Origin of the sequence: Streptomyces sp. NBC_01235, from assembly GCF_035989285.1 — a bacterium.
Lineage (GTDB): Bacteria > Actinomycetota > Actinomycetes > Streptomycetales > Streptomycetaceae > Streptomyces.
Genome location: NZ_CP108513.1, coordinates 1,251,476 through 1,271,632, shown reverse-complemented (window position 1 = coordinate 1,271,632; position 20,157 = coordinate 1,251,476). Strand labels below are relative to the sequence as shown.

The window sequence follows — 20,157 nt, the reverse complement described above, 5'->3', positions numbered from 1 at the left end:
GCTCGGTCCTGGGGCCTTCCTCTGGTACGGGCCGGTATGGGCCGGCGTCAGACGGTCGCGATCGGTGTCAGCGGGCTGCCCTGCGTTCCCGGCAGGTTCAGAGGGGGAGCGGTGAGCAGGAAGCGGCTGCGGTCGTGCTCCCGCAGCCAGGTCGCCAGCTTGTCCAGGTACCACAGCTCGCCCAGCGGGACGCCGAGCTTGAACAGGCACAGGTTGTGGATCGGGAGCAGCGTGTGCGGAGTCATGTCGGTGGGAGGCGGCATGCCCGGTCCGACCCCCTCGACGGCGTAGTTGTCCGCCACCAGTGCCGAGATCTGCGACTCGGCGATCCACTCCAGCAAGGCCGGGTCGTGGGCGTCGAGGTAGGAGCCCGTGGTGTGGATCGCCTCCGGGTCCGGGTTCTTGTTCCAGGCGAGGACCTGGGTGGCCATGCCGGTGTGCAGGAGGAGGACGTCACCGGGCTCGACCACGACGTTGTCCGCGGCCATGATCTCCTGGAGCGTCTTCAGGTTGACCGGCTGCCACTTGGTGCCCAGGTGATGGGCCAGGTCGACGAGGACGCCCCGGCCCTGGACCCCGTGCTCCGCCATGTGCTCCATGCCGAGGTGGCGGGCGAAGCTGAGGCTGCCGCTGCCGTCTCCCTTGGCGTCCTCCTGGGGTCCGATGATGTCGACGCCGGGCCTGTACCCGTTGTAGTAGACCGGCTCGGCGATCCCGTCGCCGTCGGCGTCGAACTGCTCGCCCTGGTGGGAGAGGGAGTCCCACTGCGTCGAGTACTGCAGCCAGAGGGTCACCACGTCGTCGGACCACACGTCCGTGAAGATGGGCGCGATCTGCTCGCTCGCCACGACGTTGTAGAAGACGTCCTGCTTGTGCTCCAGGTCCTCGGTCGGCCTGAGGATCGGCGGGCACCGCCGCTGGTTCAGGGCCGTACCACCGGGATAGTCGAGGGGCAGGCTCAGGCTGAAGGTGATCCCGTGTTCGACCTCACGCACCCCCTGGAGGACCTTCTCGCGGGTGATCAGGTTGATGCGCCCCAGCTCGTCGTCCTCGCCCCAGTCGCCCCACGTCGAGCCCGGCGGCCGCTGCTTCCAACGCTTCGTCACGATAAAACGCCTCCTCTGCCGACTGTCCCCGTCGACGGTCGTCCGCACTCTATTAAGAGTGTACCGAGCGGTCAACAAATCCGAAGGATTGGTTCCGATCTCTATTTTCGGCTTGGATTAATCAATAGACTGCGTGGTCGAAAGATGTGATCGAAACATCCCCGCACGGACAACCCTGGAGGCACACCTTGAGCGAACCCACGCAGGCCCTGGTCGCGGCGGGCGTCCGCGCCGTGATCGGCGCGCACACGCAGGCCCAGGACGCCGGCCGCACCGACGACATCGTCGCCCTCTACGCGTCCGGCGGGGTCCTGGAACTGCCCGGCATGGACCCCGTCGTGGGCCACGACGCGCTCCGTGAGGCGTTCAAGGGCTGGGCGCCGACGCTGCCCCAACTGCACCTGGTCGGCAACACCGTCGTCACGGCCACCGGCGAGGACGAGGCCGGCGCGGTCAGCGACGTGGCCTTCTTCCAGCGCGGCGAGACGGGCTGGGCGGTCCAGGTCGTCGGCCGGTACGAGGACACGTTCGTCCGAGGCGGCGACGGCACCTGGCTGCTGAAGCACCGGGTCACCGCCTTCCAGGCGTGACGACCAGCCCCTGACGCCGACCCTGACCAGCCCCTGCCCCCTGACCCCTTCACCCTTGGGAGACCCATGAGCACCTCCACCGACGCGTCCACCGACGCGTCCGTCGCCGCGGCCGTGCAGTCCGCCGTCGCCGCCTACGCCCACGCGCTGGACGCCAACCGGATCGACGACCTCGTCGAGTTGTTCCACCCCGACGGCGTCGCCGAGATCGCCGGCGTGGGCACCTTCGAGGGCCACGACGCCATTCGGCAGGGCTACGCCGCCTTCGCGCCGACGCGGCCGCAACTGCACCTGGTGGGCAACACCGTCGTGACCTCGGCGACCGAGGACGAGGCGACGGCCGTCAGCAACCTGGCGTTCTTCCAGCGCGGTGACTCCGGCTGGGCCGTACAACTCGTCGGGCGCTACGACGACACCCTGCGCCGGAAGGACGGCGAGTGGCGCTTCCAGCGCAGGGTCACCACGTTCCTGCCGTAGGACTGCCGTAGCGGCAGACCCGGACGCCCGTGCCGCCCACGTCCAGGGCGGCACGGGCGTCCGGGTTTCAGGCGTCGGGGTTCTCGGCCTTGGAAAAGACGAACGTCGCGTACTCGTTCTGTTTGACGGCGGTGATCGCCTCCTGGAGCGCCCACCGGCCCGTAGGGTTCAGCAGCTGCTTGACCGGCTTGCCGGGGATGTTGCCCCCGTAGAAGTAGCTGCTCTCCAGGAAGGAGGACATCTTGCTGTTGTTCATGCTGTCCGTCCACTCCTCCTCGGCGGCCTCGCTCACCTCGACGGCGTCGTAACCGTTGTCGCGCGCGTGGACGATCGCGTCGGTGACGATGTCCACCTGGTCGCCGGCGTACCGGGGGTTGTTGCCCGTCGCCCCGTGCGGCCCACCGGGGAAGAAGAAGTTCGGGAAGCCGGCCGTGGCCACCCCGAGGTAGGTGCGCGGGCCGTCCGACCAGTACTCCTTCAGCGGGAGTCCCTGACGGCCCCGCACGCCGAGCCGGTTGAGCGCGCCGGTGCCGAAGTCGTAGCCGGTCGCCCAGATGATGATGTCGAACTCCTCGACACCTGCGGAGGTTTCGATCCCGTCCTCGGTGATGCGGGTTATCGGCGTGTCGTTGATGTCGACGAGGGAGACGTTCGCCTTGTTGTACGTCTCGTAGTAGCCGGTCCCGAAGGGGGGCCGCCGTCCGCCGTAGCCGTGGCCCTTGGGGATCAGCTTGTCCGCCGTCTCGGGGTCCTTGACGATGCTGCGGATCTTGTTGGCCATGAACTCGCACCACTCGGCGTTCACGGTCTCGTTCGACAGCATGTCCATGTAGTGCTCGGTCAGCTTGGTGAAGCCGGGGCCGTTCCACCGTTCCTCGTAGAAGGCCTGGCGTTCCTCCGGGCTGTCGTCGAGGCCCGACCGCATGACGATCTGGTGGAGGAACCCGCTCGGCGAGGTGTTCAGCGTGTCGCGGATGGACTCGAATCTGGACTTGATCTCGGCCTGCTCCTCGGGCGTGATCGGCCCGTTGTTGAGCGGCGTGAGCCAGTCGGCGTCCTTCTGGAAGACCGTCAGGTGGGCCACGTCGTCCGCGATCGCGGAGATGATCTGCACGCCGCTGGATCCGGTGCCGATCTGGGCCACCCGCTTGCCGGTGAAGTCGACGGGGACCTTCGGCCAGCGGGAGGTGTGGTGCTGCTCGCCGCGGAAGTCCTCGCGTCCCGGGATGCCGGGGATGAACGGCACCGAGAGGTTGCCGGTCGCCGCGACGACGAAGCGTGCCCGTACCTCGGTGCCGTCACTGCCCCGCACGGTCCAGGTCGCGGACGGCTCGTCGTAGACGGCCGCGGTCACCTTGATGCCGAGCCGGATGTCGCGCCGCAGGTCGAAGCGGTCGACCACGTGGTTGAAGTAGCGCTCGATCTCCGGCTGGCCCGCGAAGCGCTCCGACCACTCCCACTCCTCCCACAGCTCCTTGGAGAAGAGGTAGCCGTAGGTGTAGCTCTCGGAGTCGAAGCGTGCCTCGGGGTAGCGGTTCCAGTACCAGGTGCCGCCCACACCACTGCCCGCTTCGAGGAGCCGCGCCGAGAAGCCCGCCCCACGGGCCCGGTACAGCTGGTAGATGCCGGTGACCCCGGCCCCGATGACCAGGACGTCGACCTCTTCGGCCGAGGTCTTCTCCTGCTGTGCTTCGCTCATCTGCCCTCCAACTTGACAGGGGCCGCGGCTCCCGTGAGCTTATGTTTTATCGACCGGTCGGTCGAATCTTGGAGGTGAGGCTAGCACCCATTGATTGTACCGACCGTTTGATCTAACTTTCGCTCAAGGCGATGTTTCGCTCAAGGTGATGAACACGATGACGTGCCACAGGAGCCGCACATGAGTGCCAACGACGTCACCCGCTCTCCCGCCCCTGCTGCCGAGCCCGATCTGCGGGCCGCGGGTCTGAAAGCCATGCGGGCGGCCCTTCCCGGGGTATTCCCCGAGGGCGATCTCGATCTGCGGGACGGCCGCCTCGGCGAAGACCTCGTCGAAATCGGCCTGACCAGTGTCTGGGGCGCGCTGTGGGCCCGCGAGGGACTCGCTCCCCGTGATCGCAGCCTGGTCACCCTGGGCCTCCTCATCGGCCTCGGCGCCGAGACCGAGCTGCGCACTCATGTGCGGATCGCCCGGACCAACGGCCTGACCGAGGACGAGATCGCCGAGGTCGTCTACCACTCCGCAGGCTATGCGGGCTTCCCCGCCGCGGTGGCGGCCCGTACCGCCGCACGCGAAGCGCTGGGCGACCAGTGATCCCTCCGGGCCCACCACGAACAGAAGGAGCACGCATGTCACTGCAAGGAAAGGTCGCGGTCGTCACCGGCGCCGCCCGCGGGATCGGCGAGGGCATCGCGACCGTACTGGCTGCCAAGGGGGCCGCCGTCGCGATCTGGGACCTCAACCTCGAAGATGCCGAGAAGACCGCCGCCGCGATACAGGAGGCGGGCGGCACGGCGATCGCCGTGGCCGGCGACGCCGCCGACGCCGCCGAGGTCGCCGCGTCGGCGGCCCGCACCCGAGCCGAACTCGGCCCCGTCTCGATCCTCGTCAACAACGCGGGGATCACCGCCTACCAGCCCTTCACGAGCATCACCGAGGACGCCTGGGACCGCATGATCGGCATCAACCTCAAGGGACCGTTCCTGGTCACCAAGGAGATCGTGCCGGACATGGTCGAGGCCGGCTGGGGCCGCATCGTCAACATCTCGTCCTCGTCCGCCCAGACCGGCGCACCCGCCATGGCCCACTACGCGGCCTCCAAGGGCGGGGTCATCGGCCTCACCAGGGCGCTGGCGGTCGAATACATCGCCCAGGGCATCACCGTCAACCACGTCCCGCCCGGCTTCATCGACACCCCCCTGGTGCGCCAGGGCCCCGTCGACGTGGAAGCGGTCGCGGCCACCATGCCGATGAAGCGCGCGGGTCGCCCCGAGGACGTCGCCCACGCCGTGGCCTACCTCGTCTCCGAGGAGGCCGGCTACGTCACCGGCCAGACGTTCAGCGTCAACGGAGGGCGCTACCTGACCTGAGGCCTGCGCCCTTCCCACCGGCCCGCACCATCGCACGACCGCAACGGAGCAACCCATGACGAACGACCCCCGTACCGAGCCCCCGCACGGAGCGACGCCGTGAGCGCCCCGGACCGCGTGCTGGTCGTGGGCGCCTCGGCGGCCGGCCTGACCACGGCCGAGGCGCTCCGCCGCAAGGGCTACACCGGCGCGATCACCGTCCTCGGCGACGAGCCGCACACCCCCTACGACCGCCCGCCCCTGTCGAAGCAGGTGCTCGCCGGCACCTGGGAGCCCGCCCGCGCCGAACTGCGCACCGAGGAGGCGTTGTCGGCACTGGACGCCGAGTTCGTCCTGGGGGACGCGGCGGTCGCCCTCGACGCCGCCGACCGGTCCGTACGCACGGAGTCCGGCCGCACCCTGCGCGCGGACGCGGTCGTCGTCGCCACCGGCGTCCGCCCCCGCACCCTGCCAGGCCAGGACGGACTGCGCGGCGTACACGTCCTGCGCACCCTCGACCATGCCCTCGCTCTGCGCGAGGACCTGCTGAGCGGACCCCGGCTGGTGGTCGTCGGCGAGGGCGTCCTCGGCGCCGAGATCGCGGCCACCGCCCGCACCCTCGGCCTGGACGTCACCATGACCGGCCCCCAGCCCGCGCCCCTGGCCCTCCAGGTGGGCCCCCTGGTCTCGGGCCTGCTGGCCGATCTGCACACCGAGCGCGGGGTACGGCTGCGCCTCGGCACCGGAGTCACCGGACTGACCGGCGCGGACGGCCGCGTCACCGGCGTACGGCTGGACACGGGTGAGGAACTCCCGGCCGACGCGGTGGTCGTCGCGATCGGCGCGATCCCGGCGACCGAGTGGCTGACCGGGAGCGGACTGACCCTCGACAACGGCGTGGTCTGCGACGCCCGTTGCCGCGCCGCCGACGGCGTCTACGCGGTCGGCGACGTCGCCCGCTGGCACCACGAGCGGCTCGGCCGGCTGGTCCGCCTGGAGAACCGGACCAACGTCACCGAACAGGCCGCGGCGGTCGCCGGGGCGATCCTCGGCGAGGACACCCCGTACGTTCCCGTGCCGTACTTCTGGACCGACCAGTTCGACGCGAAACTCCAGGTCCACGGCCTGCTCCCGGCCGACGCCGAGACGGAGGTCGTCGAGGGTGACCCGAGCGCCCGGCGCTTCGTCGTCCGCTACCGCAGCGCGGGCCTGGTCACCGGCGTCCTCGGCTGGAACATGCCCAAGCAGAGCCGCCTGAGGCGCCAGGACATCCTCGACGCCCTCGCTCTCACCCCCTGAACCCGAACGATCCGGAGATCCCCATGAAGGTTGTCGTCGACGAGGAGAAGTGCGTCGCCGCCGGGCAGTGCGTGGCCGCCGCGATGGACGTCTTCGACCAGCGGGACGACGACGGCATCGTCGTCCTGCTGGAGGAGAACCCGCCGCCGGAGCTGGCCGACGACGTGCGCAACGCGGCGGCCGTGTGCCCCGCGCTGGCGATCCGCATCACGGACTGACCGCACCCCCATCCCCACACGACCGCACCCCCCCCACACGCGACCGCACCCCCACACGCGACCACACACGACGGCACCCCACACACGACCGCGTCCCCCCACACGTAAGCACCCGGAGGCAAGTCCATGGCCGAGACCGACACCCGCACCGAACCGGTCGTCGCCGCGCCCGACCTCGAGTACCCGGGGGAGCGGTCGGGGAAGTGCCCTTTCGCCCCGCCCGCCGAACTGCTCGCCCTGCACGAGGACGGCAAGCCCGTCGCCCGCGCCCGCATCTGGGACGGCAGCACCCCCTGGCTGGTCACCGGCCACGCCGCACAGCGCGCCGTCCTGTCCGACCCCCGGGTCAGCTCGGACGAGAAACAGCCCGGCTTTCCGCACCCGACCCGGGCCCAGGCGGAGAACGCGCCCCACCACCCCCTGACCATCTTCAACGCCGACGGCGCCGAGCACACCCGCATCCGCCGCACCATGACCAGCCCGTTCACCCGCAACCGCATGGAGAGACTGCGGCCGGAGATCCAGCGCTTCACCGACGAGCTCATCGACCAGATGCTCGACGGCCCGAAGCCGGTGGACCTGGTGACCGCGCTGTCGCTCCCGCTGCCCTCGCTGATGATCTGCGCGCTGCTCGGAGTGCCGTACGAGGACCACGAGTTCTTCCAGGAGCACGCGGCCGTCGCCAACAAGCGGTTCAAGACCGCCGACGACGACCGCAGGGCGATGGAGGCCCTCGGCGGCTACCTCACCAAGCTGCTCCAGCAGCGCATGGAGGAGCCGGCCGAGGACGTCCTGTCGGACTTCGCCGGGCGGGTCACCGCGGGCGAACTGACCCTGCCCGACGCCACGTTGCTCTGCATGGTGCTGCTGATCGCCGGTCACGAGACCAGCGCCAACATGATCACCCTGGGCACCGCGCTGCTCCTGGAACGCCCAGACCAGCTGGAGCGGCTGCGCACCGCGGACGACCCGGGGTTCCTCGCGAACGCCGTCGAGGAACTGCTGCGCTACCTGACCATCCCGCACCTCGGCCAGCGGCGCGTCGCCCGCGAGGACATCGAGATCGAGGGCGAGACCATCCGGGCCGGCGAGGGCATCATCGTGCCGCTGCCCGCCGGCAACTGGGATCCGCAGGCCTTCCCCGAGCCCGAGAAGCTCGACCTCGGCCGCCCGGCCCGGCACCACCACACCTTCGGCTGGGGCGTCCACCAGTGCGTCGGCCAGCAGCTCGCCCGCATCGAGCTCCAGGTCGTCTTCGGCACGCTCTTCCGCCGCGTCCCGACCCTGCGCCTCGCGGTCGACCGCGAGGCGCTGGAGTTCAAGGGCGACTCCCTCGCCTACGGCGTCCACCAACTGACGGTCACCTGGTAAGCAGCCCGGCCGACTTGTTTCACGACAGGAGTCACACATGAGCGAGTTGAGTTTCGAAGGCCGCGTCGCGGTCGTCACCGGCGCGGGCCGGGGCATCGGCCGGGCCCACGCCCGCCTCCTCGCGGAACGCGGGGCGAAGGTCGTCGTCAACGACCTCGGCGGCTCGATGGAAGGGGAGGGCGCCAGTGCCGGCCCCGCGCAGACGGTCGTCGACGAGATCGTCTCCGCCGGCGGCGAGGCCGTGGCCGACACGAACGACGTGTCCACACAAGCCGGCGGCCAGGCCATCGTCGGCACCGCCCTGGAACGCTTCGGCCGCATCGACGTCCTCGTCAACAACGCCGGGATCATCCGCTGGGGCGGGCTGCCGGACGTCACCGCCGACAACCTCGAACGGCACCTCGCCGTCCACCTCCTCGGCTCCTTCCACACGGTCCGCGCGGCTTGGCCGCACTTCGTGGAGCAGGGGTACGGCCGGGTCGTCCTGACCACGTCGAGCGGAATGCTCGGCCTCGACAACAACCTGTCGTACGCCGCCGCCAAGGCCGGTGTGGTCGGGCTGGCCCGCAGCGCGAAGCTGGCCGGCGAACCGCACGGGATCAAGGTCAACCTGATCGCGCCGGCGGCGCAGACCCGGATGGCGGGCACCGAGGACGAGTCGAGCGAGTCGCTGATGCCGTCGTCCGCGGTGGCGCCGATGGTGGCCTTCCTCGCCCACGAGGACTGCCCGGTCAGCGGCGAGATCTACACCGCCGGCGCGGGCCGGTTCGCACGGTTCTTCATCGCCTCGACGCAGGGTTACGTCCACGAGGACGGTCCGGCGACCGTCGAGGACGTGGCGGCCCACTGGGAGGCGATCAACGACGAGAAGGACTACTACGTCCCCGCCGACCTGATGGCCTGGTCCGGCGCCTTCCTGAAGCACCGGTTCGGCGGCTAGGGCAGGCACGGGCGGCGGCGGAGGCGGCCCGGCCGGGGCCGCCTCGAACCCGGCGTCGAGCCCGGGCCGGCCGGGTCAGCCCTCGACCCAGCCGTGGTTCTTCGCGAACTGCGCCAGCCCGGCCCGCACCTGGACGATCTGCTCGCCGGTGAGCGAGGGCGCCGCCGTGAGCAGCGTCTCCGTGACGTCCCGGGTGAACTCCTCCGTGCTGAGCACATCGCACAGCACGTCGTCGTCGGCGGCGGCGAGGGGCTTGCCGTCCGCGCCCCGCGCGAGCCGTACCCCGGACGCCTTCGGGCCGCGCTCGCCGTCCTCGATCTCGAACTCCACCACGATGCCCCGGCGCACCTGCGACTCGGGCATCAGCATGTCGTTGACGTGCAGGAAGACGTCTTCCCCGCCGTCGTCGGGCGCGATGAACCCGTAACCTCGCTGGCTGTCGAAGCGCACCACACGACCAGCAACCATCCCAACCCCCAGCAACCTCGAAACACCCACGTCGGTGAACCTGCCCAGATCGTAGTCAAAGCGACGGCCCCAGGGCGACTCAGGGGCGTTCACTGTGCGCGATACAGCGTGGTGAGCAGTTCGATCACCGCCTGCGTCGCGGGATGCGGATCGTCGCGCCACCACACCAGGCGGACGGCGACGGGTTCGGCGTCGCGCACCGGCCGGTAGACGACGCCGGGGCGCGGGTACTGGTTGGCGGTCGACTCGGCGGTCATCCCGATGCTGCGGCCGGTGGCGATCACGGTCAGCCAGTCGTCGACGTCATGGATCTCCTCCGTGGCCGGACGGGCGTCGGGCGGCCACAGCTCGGCGGTGGCGGTGCCGGTACGGCGGTCGACCAGGAGCGTCCGGCCACCGAGGTCGGCCAGCCGCACCGAGCGGCGCCGGGCCAGGGGATCGTCGGCGGCCAGCGCGCACAGGCGCCGCTCGAGGCCCACGATCGCCGCGTCGAACCGCCGGTCCTCCTGTGGTCTGCGGACCACTGCCAGGTCGCAGGCGCCCTCCGCGAGACCGGCGCTGCCCGAGTTCACCCGCACCAGTTGGAGGTCCGTCTCCGGGTGCCGCTCCGTCCACCGACGCTGGAAGGCGAGGGTGTGGCGGCCCAGCGCGGCCCAGGCGTAGCCGATCCTCAGCCGGGTGTGGCCGGAGGCCGCCTCCTGCACCAGGGTGTCCACCTCGGCGAGCACCCGCCGCGCGTGGGCCGCCACCCGCAGCCCGGTCGCGGTCGGCGTCACCACCCGGGAGGTACGCCTCAACAGCCTTACGCCCAGGGCCCGTTCGAGCGAGGCCAGGGTCCGGGACACGGCCGCCTGGGAGACGCCGAGCACGGCTGCGGCATCCGTGAAACCGCCCTCGTCGATGATCGCGACGAGGCACCGCAGCTGCCGAAGTTCCACGTCCCGCCCACGCGTCCCGAGATCCATGACTTCATCGTATAGATCGCGTGGTGCATGCATTTTGCGCAAGCCCGGTGGGGGAGGACGATCCGGCTATGTCTGCCGCCCCCGCCCCCGCCCCCGCGTCCGCATCTGCATCCGCGTCACTGAGCGTCGGCTCGGGCCGGGACCGGCGTCTCACGGGCGTGGCGGCCATGGTCGGCAGCGGTCTGTCGAACCAGACCGGTGCCGCGATCGGCTCGCTCGCCTTCCCGGTGCTCGGCCCCACGGGAGTCGTGGCGGTCCGCCAGTACGTCGCGGCGCTCGTCCTGCTGGCCGTCGGCCGGCCCCGCCTGCGGTCCTTCACCCGGCGCCAGTGGGGACCCGTCTTCCTGCTGGCCCTGGTGTTCGGGACGATGAACCTGTCCCTCTACACCGCCATCGACCGCATCGGCCTCGGCCTCGCGGTGACCCTGGAGTTCCTCGGCCCGCTGACCATCGCCCTGGCCGCCGCGCGCCGCCGGGTCGACGCCTGCTGCGCGGCCGTCGCGGCGGCGGGCGCGGTCACCCTGATGCGCCCGCAGCCCTCCACCGACTACCTGGGGATGGGGCTCGGCCTGCTGGCCGCCGTGTGCTGGGCGTCGTACATCCTGCTCAACCGCACGGTCGGCCGGCGCATCCCCGGCGCCCAGGGCTCGGCGGCCGCCGCGGCCGTCTCTGCCGTGCTGTTCCTGCCGGTCGGCGTCGTCCTCGTGCTCCGTGAGCCGCCGACCGGCACGGCCGTCGGCTACGCCGTCTCGGCCGGGGTTCTCTCCTCGGCGGTGCCCTACCTCGCCGACCTGCTCACCCTGCGGCACGTGTCACCGGCCGCCTTCGGCCTGTTCATGAGCGTCAACCCGGTGCTGGCCGCGCTGGTCGGCTGGATCGGGCTCGGCCAGGGCCTCGGCCTTCTCGACTGGTCGGCCATCGCCGCCGTCGTCTGCGCCAACGCCCTCAGCATCCTCGTGCCGCGGCGCACCTGAGCGGATGCGTCAGGCCACCGGGTATGTCAGGACACCGGGTGTGTCAGGACTCGGCGCGCTCCGCGTCGCGCTTCTTGATGCGGACCGTCTCCCTGCGGACCTCGGCCTGGACGGCGCGCTCCTTCTCCAGCCACTCCGGCTTCGCGTCCTTGACGGCCTCGATCTGCTCGGTGGTGAGCGCCTCGGTCACCCCGCCGCGGGCCAGGCCCGCGATGGAGACGCCGAGCTTGGCCGCGACCACCGGACGGGGGTGCGGGCCGGTCTCGCGCAGCTTCCGCAGCCACTCGGGCGGGTTCGCCTGGAGCTCGTTCAGCTCGGCGCGCGAGACCACGCCCTCCTGGAACTCGGCGGGCGTGGCGGGGAGGTACACACCCAGCTTCTTCGCCGCGGTGGCGGCCTTCATCGTCTGGGTGCTCGCTTGCGACTTCATATGGTCCAGGGTATCGGCCGCGGACGAGACCTCCGACCACAGCCGGTAACCTGGCGGGATGACCGACTCGGCGGATTCCCCCTCGTTCCGGCTCGCGTACGTCCCCGGAGTGACGCCCGCCAAGTGGGCGCGGATCTGGCAGGAGCGCCTGCCCGACACGCCCCTCACCCTCCTCCAGGTGACCCCCGCCGAGGCCTCCGACGTCTTGCGCGACGGCTCCGCCGACGCTGCCTTCGTCCGCCTCCCGGTCGACCGTACGGTGTTCAGCGCGATCCCCCTCTACACCGAGACGACCGTCGTCGTGGTCCCCAAGGACCACCTGATCACGGCGGCCGAGGAGATCACCCTGGACGACCTTGCCGACGAGGTGGTCCTGCACCCGCTCGACGACGTCCTCGGCTGGGAGCAGCTGCCCGGCGAGCCCGCCTTCGAGCGCCCGGTGACCACCGAGGACGCGATCGAGCTGGTCGCGGCGAACATCGGCGTCCTGGTCGTGCCCCAGTCCCTGGCCCGCCTCCACCACCGCCGCGACCTCACCTACCGCACGGTCGTCGACGCCCCGCAGTCGGACGTCGCCCTCTCCTGGCCCGAGGACGCGACCACCGAGCTGGTCGAGGACTTCATCGGCATCGTCCGCGGCCGCACGGTCAACAGCACCCGGGGCCGCACCCCGCAGGCCCCGGCGAAGGAGCGGCAGCCGGGTAGGGCGCAGTCGGGCGGCGCGCCCCGCAAGAGCGCGGGCGGTCGGGCAGGCGGTGCCAAGAGCGGCGGTGCGAAGAGCGGTGGCGGCCGGCGCGGAACCGGCGGCGGCAAGCCCCGCCGCCGGTCGTAGCGACCCGCCGGTCCGCCGGTCCTACGGCACGAAGGTCGCCCCGCGTGCCGTACGTACCACCTTCTCGCCGTCGGCCTGTGCGAGCAGTCCGGCGGTCACCCAGGCGTCCACCACGGTCCGCACCCGCGCCACCAGCGCCGACTTCCCACGGAACGGCGCCCCGGCCCACACCTCGTCGAGCAGGGTCGTCCCGTCCGGCTTCGCCGGGTTGGCCACGCCCGAGTCGCTGTTCCCGAACACCACCCAGGGTTCCGCCCTGCGCACATAAGCGTGCGTCGGATCCTCGGTGCCCTCGAAGAAGGGGGCGAACTCGGTGCCGTCGAGCGTGAAGTGCAGCGGCTTCCCGCTCACCGGCGCGAGGGAGGGCAGCAGGTCGCCGGAGAGGGCCGCGTTGCGGTACAGCCCGAACTCCAGGTACGTGGTGGCGGAGTTACGAGCGACCAGGTTGAACGGACCGTGGAACAGGGTCTGCAGGGACGGGTCGTCGAGCGCCTTCTCCACCCGCAGCCGGAACGGCGTCGCCACCCGGACGACGTCCCCGTCCCGCCAGGTCCGGGACACCGTGAAGTAACTGCCGGGCGTCGGCGTCCCGTTGACCTTCCGTCCGTTGACCGTCACCCGGAACCCGGCCGTCGCCCAGGCCGGCACCCGCAACCGCAACGCGAACGCCGAGGTCCGCCCACGGACCGTCAGCGTGCTGCCCTGCTCGCGCGGGAAGTCGGTGCTCTGCGCGACCGTGACGCCCTTCTCGGCCCAGGTGAGCGTGGACGGGCTGTAGAGGTTGACGTACAGAGCGCTGCCGTCGGCGGCCATGAAGTACACCGAGTCCTGGTACTTGGTGGCGCTCTCCATGCCGGTGCCCTCGCAGCAGGTCGTGCCCTGCTTGGGCGTGTAGTCGCGCACATGGCCCGGGGTGAGCCCGATGAAGTACGTGACCAGTGGTTTCTCCGCGTCGGCGGTGTCCTGCTTGGAGCCGAGGACCTGGTTGTACAGGGCTCGCTCGTAGTAGTCCATGTAGGCAGGGTCCTGCTCGTGGAAGAAGAGCGTCCGGCTCAGCTTCAGCAGGTTGTACGCGCAGCACGTCTCGGCGGTGGCCGCGCCGATCGTCCCCGCGATGACGTCCCGTGCCTTCCAGAACTCGGCCGTGCTGGTGCCGCCGATGCCGTACATGCGGTGCGGTACGACCATGCCCCAGAAGTTCTTCGCGGCGGTGAGGTACCGCGTCTCGCCCGTCGCGTCGTACAGCCGCACGAGTCCGGTGAAGATCGGGATGTGCTGGTTGGCGTGCAGCCCGTCGAGCGTGTCGGTGTTCGCCGCGCAGGCGTCGATGAGCTTGTCGAGGTCGAACAGGCGGGCCAGCGCTAGGTGTTCGGCCTTGCCGGAGAGCGCGTGCAGATCGCAGATCGCCTCGACGATGCCGCCGAACTCCCCGCTGGAGAAGATGCCCCACATGCGCTGGAGCGTGGCCTCGGGCAGCTTCGACAGCCGGGAGTGCATCCAGTCGCACATCCCGGACGCCAGGTCGAGCGCGCGGTCGTCGTCGGTGGCGAGGTAGGCGTCCAGCAGACCTCGGAGGATCTTGTGGGCGGTGTAGTAGGGCGCCCACACCTTGGTGTAGTCGCTGCCGGTCATCGACTCCAGTTGGATGAACTGGGTCTCCGGGTAGGCCGCGAGGAACCCGGGGTGGCTGGGCCCGCCCCAGGTGCGGCGCAGGGTGGCGGTCAGCGCGCGCCCCGAGGCGTCCGCGAACGTGCTTCCCGAGGTCTCGTCGAAGGCGTAGGAGGCGAGGTCGCCGGCTGTCCGGCCGCTCTGCAACGCCGCGACCTCGTCGGCGGTCAGCGCCCGCGACCACACGTCGAACCCGCCGAAGGCGCCCGCGAAGACGGGGTCGGACGCGTAGTTGGACCGGCCGAGCCAGTTGTTGGTGAGGGTGCCGAGGGCGGCCGGGGTGAGTGACATGGCGGTGTTCCGGGCCACGGCCGTGCCGTTGACGTACAGGGTCCCGGTGCCCGCGGCGATGGTCACCGCGAGGTGGCTCCACTGGTTCAGGGGCAGCGCGGCGGTGCCATTGAGCCCCTGCTCCCCGCCCGCCCCGCCGGTGGTGAGGGCGAACCGGGGCACGCCGCTCGCGTTGCGTGCGGCCAGGTACAGATACCGGGTGGTGTCGTTGCCGAAGTCGAAGATCCGGGCCCAGTCGGCGTCGTGGGCGGGCTTCACCCAGGCGGCGAGGGTGACCTCCGCGGCGCCGCCGAGGACGCCGGACGGCAGCTCGACGTACTGGTAGGAGCCGCGGACGTTCTCCACGGCCGTACCGAACCTGCCGTCGACGCTCAGCACGGTGGGGTCGTGCCGCAGTGACTCGCGTACCTCCGTCAGCGCACCGATCGCCGTGCGGATCTTGTCCGCGAACACCTGGTCGCCGGTGCTCGCGTACGCCTGGGACAGCATCGTGAGGAAGTGCCCGGTGTAGTGGCCGCGCAGGTTGCCGTTGGCCTCCCCGTCCAGGCCCTCCCAGCCGCCGGGGGCGACCGCGCCGAGCGTGGAGCGGCCGGCGTTGGCGCGGAAGACCTGGAGCAGTCGGTTCACGTCGTAGCCGCGGGCGTGGTCGAGCATCAGCTGCCGTTTGGCGGCGAAGACGCCGGGGCCCAGGGCGACGTCTTCGAGGGGGAAGGGCTGGAGGGACCAGGCGGGCGACGGCGGGAGGGCGGTCGCCGAGGCGCCGGTGGCCGCCGTGGCGGAGAGCGCGGGGACGGCCGCCGCGAGCATCGTGCTCCGGAGAAGGGTCCGTCTGGTGAGGGGCGGTGCCATGTCTGCTCCTCCGGTCCACGGGGGCGTTCCCCCTACTTGTTCGGAATTTCGAACGATGCTCGGATGGTCGACCAGACGTTAGAGGGGGGACTGGAGCGGGTCAACGGTCCTGACGGGACCGAAAGTTGCGGACCGGAGCTACCTGGCGCCGGCCCGCCCGATCGACTCCACCAGTGGCAGCAGCCGGTACGGCACGCGCTCGCGCAGCGCCACCTCGGTGCGGGTGCGGACCACGCCGGGCAGGCTGATGAGCTTCTGGATCACGTCCTCCAGATGGGCGTTGTCGCGTGCCACCACCCGGGTGACGAGGTCACCGCCACCGGTGATGGAGAACGCCTCGACGATCTCCGGCACGGCGGCCAGCGCGTCGCCCACGTCGTCCAGATGGCCCTGGGTGACCTCGATGTGGACGAACGCGAGCACCGGGTGGCCCAGCGCGGCGGGGGAGAGCGAAGGACCGGTGCCGGTGATCACGCCGTCCCGCTCCAGCCGGTCGAGGCGGGCCTGGAGGGTGCCGCGTGCGATGCCGAGGAGCCGGGCGTACTCCCGCACGCTCGTCCGCGGCTGCTCCAGCAGCAGGCGCAGGATGCGGGTGTCCAGCTCGTCCACGGCCATGGCCCCGGCCTCCTCGCGCGTTTGTGATCGGCGCCCGACTGTACCAATGGCCCAGTGGAACCGGCATCGCTCGAGCCAGTGGCGAGGAGGGTGCCGTCACGGGCACCTGAGTGTCAGACGTCGAACTCGTGGTCGCGGGTCTCCGGCAGGGCCAGCAGGCACATCAGGCTCACCAGGCAGAGTCCACCGGTGTAGAGGCCGAGGACGAGCGGTGACCCCCAGTGGCTGTTCAGCCAGGTGGCGACGAGCGGGGCGAAGCCGCCGCCGAGGGTGTTGGCGAGGATGAAGGCCGCGGAGGCGCCGGTGTAGCGCAGCCGGGCCGGGAACAGTTCGGGCAGGAAGGCCGCCACCGGGGAGAGCATCAGCGCGAGCAGCATGAGCCCGATCGTGTAGGCCCCGGTGATCACCCAGGCGTCGCGCGAGCTCAGCGAGGCGTACATGGGAACGGCCCAGACCACACAGCCGACGGCTCCGGTCAGCATCACCGGGCGGCGGCCGATCCGGTCGGCCAGCTTCGCGGCCGGGAGGGTGAGGGCGATTCCGGCCGCCGAACCGACACTCGCGGCGGTCAGCATCGTGTTCTGCGGGATGCCGAGTTCCTTCGGCCCGTACGACAGGCTGTAGACGATCGTCAGGTAGTAGACGGCCGAGCCGCCCAACGCCGCGCCGATGCCGAGGAACAGCCGGCCGGGATACCGGGCGAGCAGTGTGCCGAGCGGGAAACGCGACTCGGCGGCGGGTGTCCCGTCGGGTCTCGGCGTGGGCGCCTGTGCCGTACGGTCGGCCGCCGGCGTGAACACCGGTGACTCGGAGACTGTCGTACGCACCCACAGGCCGACCACGACGAGCACCGTGCTGAGCAGGAACGGGATCCGCCAGGTCCAGTCGGTGAAGGCGTCCCGGCCCCCGATGTTCAGGGTGGGCAGAATGACGGCGGTGGACAGCAGGAAGCCGAGCGAGGGGCCGGTCTGCGGGATGGACGCGTACAGCGCGCGGCGTCCGGGCGGCGCGTGTTCCGCGGCGAGCAGCACCGCCCCGCCCCACTCGCCGCCCATGCTGACGCCCTGGAGCAGGCGGAGCGTCACCAGCAGCACGGGGGCGAGGAGTCCGGCGCTCTCGTACGTCGGGAGCAGTCCGACGCCGACCGTCGCCACACCCATCAGCATCAGGGAGACGACCAGGGCCCGACGCCGGCCGAGCCGGTCACCGATCGTTCCGAACAGGACGACGCCGAGCGGGCGGGCGAGGAAGGCCGCGGCGAACGTGAGGAACGCGGCCAGGGAGGAGACGGTGGGGTTGCCCGAGGGGAAGAAGGCGGGGCCGAGGACGAGTGCGCTGGCGGTGCCGTACACCGCGAAGTCGTAGTACTCGATCGTCGTCCCGACCAGGCTCGCGACGGCGACCCGCGGCGCCTTGGTCCCGGCGGTCCGCACCGCCGTCGGGGAAACGGCCTTGAGGACGGTATTGGGCGGTAATTCAGGCATGGGGAGTCACTTCCGATACGCCCGGTCCGTACGGTCGCACGGTCCGGGACCGAATGGGGAGGGAAGGCCTCGCATGTAACACGAAGAGGAGCCCCCCTGTCACCCTCATCCCGGAATTCAATTTCGGCCCAGAAGTCTTCTCGGTCGAAATGGCCGCACATTTACACGTGACATCGGCAATAAAGTGCAGAAAACGGCCCGAACGGTATCCTCCGGCCGCGTCAACCCGCCTAACCTGTCAACCCGCTGTCAAATACTCATGCGAAAGGTCGTATGAATATTTGAAGGCGATCACACCTTGCCAACGGCTGATCACGCACGGAATGCTGAAGCCGGGGGAACTTGAAAGTTCTACGACCATCGTTTTTCGGACATGGCGACCGCATCAGGCTGCTCCGGTCCGGATTTCCTGAAATGCGGTCCACAGGCTGGGAAGGCGTATTACCCATGCTGGAAACCGGCAAGTTATTGCGCTTAAGAAGGCTTTCGCTGGCGGGGGACGGCCGGCATCTGTTCGTGCCGCTCGACCACAGCGTTTCGGACGGCCCGATCGTCCCCGCCGACAAGTGGGACGACCTGTTGCGCGCACTGGTGGACGGCGGGGCCGACGGGATCATCGTCCACAAGGGACGGGCCCGCGCCTTCGCGCCGGACATCCTCAAACGCTGCGCCCTCGTGGTGCACCTGAGCGCCAGCACCGCCTGTGCCGCCGACGTCCACGCCAAAGTGCTGGTCGCCGATGTCGAGGAGGCCCTGCGGCTCGGCGCGGACGCGGTGAGCGTCCATGTGAACATCGGTTCGGACACCGAGGCCCAGCAGCTCGCCGACCTCGGGGCGGTGGCCCGTTCCTGCGACGCGTGGGGCATGCCGCTGATCGCGATGGTCTACCCTCGCGGACCGCGGATCGACGACCCTCGTGACCCGGCCCTCCTCGCCCATGTGGCCAACGTCGCCGCGGATCTGGGCGCGGACATGGTGAAGACGTCCGTCGCGCTGCCGGTGGAGCGGATGGCCGAGGTCGTGGCCAACAGCCCGATACCGGTCCTGGCGGCGGGCGGTCCGCCGGACGACTCCGACCTGGTCGAGTACGGCACCGCGGTGATGGCCTCCGGCTGCCGCGGACTGGCCGTCGGCCGCCGGATCTTCTCCTCGCCCTCCCCCTACGCGCTGGTGTCCCGGCTCTCCGCGGTCGTGCACGGCGGTGGGGGTCCCTCCCGCTCGAGCGCAACCGAGAGTGGGAGAGGGATGGCCGCGGATATGAGCACGACCCCCACAACCAGCAACTACTCGACGATCGTGGCAGGTGTCGCATGAGGTTCGCGTGGATCGATCTCCGTGAAGTCCCCCGTCCGCAGCTCCAGGCGGTGGTGGACGCAGCCGTCCACGCCCGGATGGCCGGGGTGCTCTCCGTCGACGCCGAGTTGCTCGGAACGCTGCCCCCGACCATCACCAGGGTCCTGGCCGCCGACGGCCCGGTCCCGGCGCTGACGACGCCCGCCGGGAAGAAGCCCGGCGACAAGGAGGCGAAGGACGCCGGAAGCACGAAGGACGGCGCGGGCGCGAAGGACGCCAAGGAGGCGAAGCCGGCCGGAATCGACGTCCTGCTGCGGAAGTTCACCACCCAGGACGAGCTGGACGCCCTCGCCGCGGCCAACCGCGCCACCGGTAACGGCAGCGCCGCCCCCGTCGCCGGCTTCATCGGCGTACGGGACGACCGCACCCTCCGGCTGTCGTGCTCCGGCGCCATGGCGCTGCCCTACACCGTCATCCACTTCGCCGACCCGACCAAGATCCCCCTGGAGATCGTGCTCGCCGCCGCCGAGTCCGCCGAGGGCAAGCTGGTGACCGTCGTCGACGGCCTGGAAGAGGCCGCCATCGTCTTCGACGTGCTCGAACGCGGCTCGGACGGCATCCTGTTCACGCCCCGCAGCGCCGACGACGTCTTCGCGCTGGCCCGGCTGCTGGAGGCCACCACGCCCCAGCTGGAGCTGTCCACGCTGACCGTGGAGAGCATCCGGCACGTCGGACTCGGCGACCGGGTCTGCGTGGACACCTGCTCGCACTTCGAGGAGGACGAGGGCATCCTCGTGGGCTCCTACTCCTCCGGGTTCGTGCTGTGCTGTAGCGAGACCCACCCGCTGCCCTACATGCCGACCAGGCCGTTCCGGGTCAACGCCGGTGCCCTGCACTCGTACACGCTCGGACCCGACAACCGCACGAACTACCTCAGCGAGGTGGGCTCCGGCAGCGCCCTGCTGGCCGTCGGCGCCGACGGGCGCACCCGGCGGGTGGTGGTCGGCCGGGCGAAACTCGAGTCCCGCCCGCTCCTCGAGATCCGCACCCACGCCGAGGACGGCCGGCTCGTCAGCCTGACCGTGCAGGACGACTGGCACGTACGGGTGCTCGGCCCGGGCGGCAAGGTCCTCAACGTCACCGAGCTGGAGGCGGGTGACGAACTGCTCGGCTACCTGGCCGCGGACAAGCGCCATGTGGGCCTGCCCATCGGCGAGTTCTGCAAGGAGGTCTGAGGCC

At 70.7% G+C, this 20,157-nt stretch carries 20 protein-coding genes; 12 read left to right on the top strand and 8 right to left on the bottom strand.

Annotation, left to right across the window (positions count from 1 at the left end; genetic code table 11):
- Nucleotides 1-47: 47 nt before the first annotated feature.
- Nucleotides 48-1,106 (bottom strand): cyclase family protein, encoded by a 1,059-nt coding sequence (locus OG289_RS05870; protein ID WP_327312932.1) that lies wholly within the window; start codon nucleotides 1,104-1,106, stop codon nucleotides 48-50.
- Between the two features lie 188 nt (nucleotides 1,107-1,294).
- On the opposite strand from OG289_RS05870, the gene OG289_RS05865 reads away from it, so the two are divergent.
- Both OG289_RS05865 and OG289_RS05860 read left to right on the top strand, forming a co-directional pair.
- Nucleotides 1,295-1,696 carry a YybH family protein gene (locus tag OG289_RS05865; protein ID WP_327312931.1) on the top strand — a complete coding sequence of 134 codons (402 nt, stop codon included), beginning with the start codon at nucleotides 1,295-1,297 and terminating at the stop codon, nucleotides 1,694-1,696.
- A gap of 66 nt (nucleotides 1,697-1,762) precedes the next feature.
- Nucleotides 1,763-2,173 (top strand): nuclear transport factor 2 family protein, encoded by a 411-nt coding sequence (locus OG289_RS05860; RefSeq protein WP_327312930.1) that lies wholly within the window; start codon nucleotides 1,763-1,765, stop codon nucleotides 2,171-2,173.
- A gap of 67 nt (nucleotides 2,174-2,240) precedes the next feature.
- On the opposite strand, the gene OG289_RS05855 is transcribed toward OG289_RS05860, so the two are convergent.
- Nucleotides 2,241-3,872: a flavin-containing monooxygenase gene (locus OG289_RS05855; protein WP_327312929.1), complete on the bottom strand. Its 1,632-nt coding sequence runs from the start codon at nucleotides 3,870-3,872 to the stop codon at nucleotides 2,241-2,243.
- A 180-nt stretch (nucleotides 3,873-4,052) separates the two neighbouring features.
- Here OG289_RS05855 and OG289_RS05850 point away from each other — a divergent pair, with 180 nt between their 5' ends.
- From OG289_RS05850 to OG289_RS05825, 6 genes are all read left to right on the top strand, one after another.
- Nucleotides 4,053-4,466 carry a carboxymuconolactone decarboxylase family protein gene (locus tag OG289_RS05850; protein WP_327312928.1) on the top strand — a complete coding sequence of 138 codons (414 nt, stop codon included), beginning with the start codon at nucleotides 4,053-4,055 and terminating at the stop codon, nucleotides 4,464-4,466.
- Between the two features lie 35 nt (nucleotides 4,467-4,501).
- Nucleotides 4,502-5,242, top strand: coding sequence for an SDR family NAD(P)-dependent oxidoreductase (locus tag OG289_RS05845; RefSeq protein ID WP_327312927.1), 741 nt, complete (start codon nucleotides 4,502-4,504; stop codon nucleotides 5,240-5,242).
- A gap of 99 nt (nucleotides 5,243-5,341) precedes the next feature.
- Nucleotides 5,342-6,520, top strand: a complete 1,179-nt coding sequence (locus OG289_RS05840; protein WP_327312926.1) for an NAD(P)/FAD-dependent oxidoreductase — start codon at nucleotides 5,342-5,344, stop codon at nucleotides 6,518-6,520.
- 23 nt (nucleotides 6,521-6,543) lie between these two features.
- Entirely contained in the window at nucleotides 6,544-6,738 is a 195-nt protein-coding gene (locus OG289_RS05835; RefSeq protein WP_327312925.1) for a ferredoxin, read from the top strand.
- Nucleotides 6,739-6,864: 126 nt separating this feature from the next.
- Nucleotides 6,865-8,109: a cytochrome P450 gene (locus OG289_RS05830; protein ID WP_327312924.1), complete on the top strand. Its 1,245-nt coding sequence runs from the start codon at nucleotides 6,865-6,867 to the stop codon at nucleotides 8,107-8,109.
- A gap of 37 nt (nucleotides 8,110-8,146) precedes the next feature.
- Nucleotides 8,147-9,049 carry an SDR family NAD(P)-dependent oxidoreductase gene (locus OG289_RS05825; protein ID WP_327312923.1) on the top strand — a complete coding sequence of 301 codons (903 nt, stop codon included), beginning with the start codon at nucleotides 8,147-8,149 and terminating at the stop codon, nucleotides 9,047-9,049.
- A gap of 75 nt (nucleotides 9,050-9,124) precedes the next feature.
- Here OG289_RS05825 and OG289_RS05820 read toward each other — a convergent pair whose 3' ends face one another.
- On the bottom strand, nucleotides 9,125-9,517 hold the full coding sequence (locus OG289_RS05820) for a cold-shock protein (RefSeq protein WP_327312922.1): 393 nt from the start codon (nucleotides 9,515-9,517) through the stop codon (nucleotides 9,125-9,127).
- Between the two features lie 89 nt (nucleotides 9,518-9,606).
- Complete coding sequence (locus OG289_RS05815; RefSeq protein WP_327312921.1) at nucleotides 9,607-10,482, bottom strand: LysR family transcriptional regulator; 876 nt, start codon at nucleotides 10,480-10,482, stop codon at nucleotides 9,607-9,609.
- A gap of 68 nt (nucleotides 10,483-10,550) precedes the next feature.
- On the opposite strand from OG289_RS05815, the gene OG289_RS05810 reads away from it, so the two are divergent.
- Entirely contained in the window at nucleotides 10,551-11,456 is a 906-nt protein-coding gene (locus OG289_RS05810) for an EamA family transporter (protein WP_327312920.1), read from the top strand.
- A 43-nt stretch (nucleotides 11,457-11,499) separates the two neighbouring features.
- Here OG289_RS05810 and OG289_RS05805 read toward each other — a convergent pair whose 3' ends face one another.
- Nucleotides 11,500-11,886 carry a DUF5997 family protein gene (locus OG289_RS05805; protein WP_327312919.1) on the bottom strand — a complete coding sequence of 129 codons (387 nt, stop codon included), beginning with the start codon at nucleotides 11,884-11,886 and terminating at the stop codon, nucleotides 11,500-11,502.
- A gap of 58 nt (nucleotides 11,887-11,944) precedes the next feature.
- Here OG289_RS05805 and OG289_RS05800 point away from each other — a divergent pair, with 58 nt between their 5' ends.
- Nucleotides 11,945-12,718 carry a LysR family substrate-binding domain-containing protein gene (locus OG289_RS05800; RefSeq protein WP_327312918.1) on the top strand — a complete coding sequence of 258 codons (774 nt, stop codon included), beginning with the start codon at nucleotides 11,945-11,947 and terminating at the stop codon, nucleotides 12,716-12,718.
- A gap of 21 nt (nucleotides 12,719-12,739) precedes the next feature.
- On the opposite strand, the gene OG289_RS05795 is transcribed toward OG289_RS05800, so the two are convergent.
- The 3 genes from OG289_RS05795 to OG289_RS05785 form a co-directional block, all read right to left on the bottom strand.
- The gene (locus OG289_RS05795) at nucleotides 12,740-15,526 is read right to left on the bottom strand and encodes a beta-L-arabinofuranosidase domain-containing protein (RefSeq protein ID WP_327312917.1); all 2,787 of its coding nucleotides are present in this window, start codon (nucleotides 15,524-15,526) and stop codon (nucleotides 12,740-12,742) included.
- A gap of 138 nt (nucleotides 15,527-15,664) precedes the next feature.
- Complete coding sequence (locus OG289_RS05790) at nucleotides 15,665-16,141, bottom strand: Lrp/AsnC family transcriptional regulator (protein WP_327312916.1); 477 nt, start codon at nucleotides 16,139-16,141, stop codon at nucleotides 15,665-15,667.
- A 113-nt stretch (nucleotides 16,142-16,254) separates the two neighbouring features.
- Nucleotides 16,255-17,625, bottom strand: coding sequence for an MFS transporter (locus OG289_RS05785; RefSeq protein WP_327312915.1), 1,371 nt, complete (start codon nucleotides 17,623-17,625; stop codon nucleotides 16,255-16,257).
- Between the two features lie 447 nt (nucleotides 17,626-18,072).
- Between OG289_RS05785 and OG289_RS05780 the strand changes: the two genes are divergently transcribed.
- Together OG289_RS05780 and OG289_RS05775 are read left to right on the top strand one after the other, a co-directional pair.
- Entirely contained in the window at nucleotides 18,073-18,939 is an 867-nt protein-coding gene (locus OG289_RS05780; protein ID WP_327312914.1) for a 2-amino-3,7-dideoxy-D-threo-hept-6-ulosonate synthase, read from the top strand.
- Nucleotides 18,936-20,153, top strand: a complete 1,218-nt coding sequence (locus OG289_RS05775) for a 3-dehydroquinate synthase II family protein (protein ID WP_327312913.1) — start codon at nucleotides 18,936-18,938, stop codon at nucleotides 20,151-20,153. Before OG289_RS05780 ends, OG289_RS05775 begins: the two co-directional genes overlap by 4 nt.
- Nucleotides 20,154-20,157: the final 4 nt, after the last annotated feature.

Excerpts from the sequence above, each read along its gene's own strand:
- OG289_RS05805 (WP_327312919.1), bottom strand. The coding sequence starts at position 11,886 with ATGAAGTCGCAAGCGAGCACCCAGACGATGAAGGCCGCCACCGCGGCG.
- OG289_RS05785 (WP_327312915.1), bottom strand. The coding sequence starts at position 17,625 with ATGCCTGAATTACCGCCCAATACCGTCCTCAAGGCCGTTTCCCCGACG.
- OG289_RS05780 (WP_327312914.1), top strand. The coding sequence starts at position 18,073 with ATGCTGGAAACCGGCAAGTTATTGCGCTTAAGAAGGCTTTCGCTGGCG.
- OG289_RS05790 (WP_327312916.1), bottom strand. The coding sequence starts at position 16,141 with ATGGCCGTGGACGAGCTGGACACCCGCATCCTGCGCCTGCTGCTGGAG.
- OG289_RS05810 (WP_327312920.1), top strand. The coding sequence starts at position 10,551 with ATGTCTGCCGCCCCCGCCCCCGCCCCCGCGTCCGCATCTGCATCCGCG.
- OG289_RS05820 (WP_327312922.1), bottom strand. The coding sequence starts at position 9,517 with ATGGTTGCTGGTCGTGTGGTGCGCTTCGACAGCCAGCGAGGTTACGGG.
- OG289_RS05860 (WP_327312930.1), top strand. The coding sequence starts at position 1,763 with ATGAGCACCTCCACCGACGCGTCCACCGACGCGTCCGTCGCCGCGGCC.
- OG289_RS05775 (WP_327312913.1), top strand. The coding sequence starts at position 18,936 with ATGAGGTTCGCGTGGATCGATCTCCGTGAAGTCCCCCGTCCGCAGCTC.
- OG289_RS05835 (WP_327312925.1), top strand. The coding sequence starts at position 6,544 with ATGAAGGTTGTCGTCGACGAGGAGAAGTGCGTCGCCGCCGGGCAGTGC.
- OG289_RS05800 (WP_327312918.1), top strand. The coding sequence starts at position 11,945 with ATGACCGACTCGGCGGATTCCCCCTCGTTCCGGCTCGCGTACGTCCCC.
- OG289_RS05855 (WP_327312929.1), bottom strand. The coding sequence starts at position 3,872 with ATGAGCGAAGCACAGCAGGAGAAGACCTCGGCCGAAGAGGTCGACGTC.
- OG289_RS05795 (WP_327312917.1), bottom strand. The coding sequence starts at position 15,526 with ATGGCACCGCCCCTCACCAGACGGACCCTTCTCCGGAGCACGATGCTC.
- OG289_RS05815 (WP_327312921.1), bottom strand. The coding sequence starts at position 10,482 with ATGGATCTCGGGACGCGTGGGCGGGACGTGGAACTTCGGCAGCTGCGG.
- OG289_RS05825 (WP_327312923.1), top strand. The coding sequence starts at position 8,147 with ATGAGCGAGTTGAGTTTCGAAGGCCGCGTCGCGGTCGTCACCGGCGCG.
- OG289_RS05850 (WP_327312928.1), top strand. The coding sequence starts at position 4,053 with ATGAGTGCCAACGACGTCACCCGCTCTCCCGCCCCTGCTGCCGAGCCC.
- OG289_RS05830 (WP_327312924.1), top strand. The coding sequence starts at position 6,865 with ATGGCCGAGACCGACACCCGCACCGAACCGGTCGTCGCCGCGCCCGAC.
- OG289_RS05845 (WP_327312927.1), top strand. The coding sequence starts at position 4,502 with ATGTCACTGCAAGGAAAGGTCGCGGTCGTCACCGGCGCCGCCCGCGGG.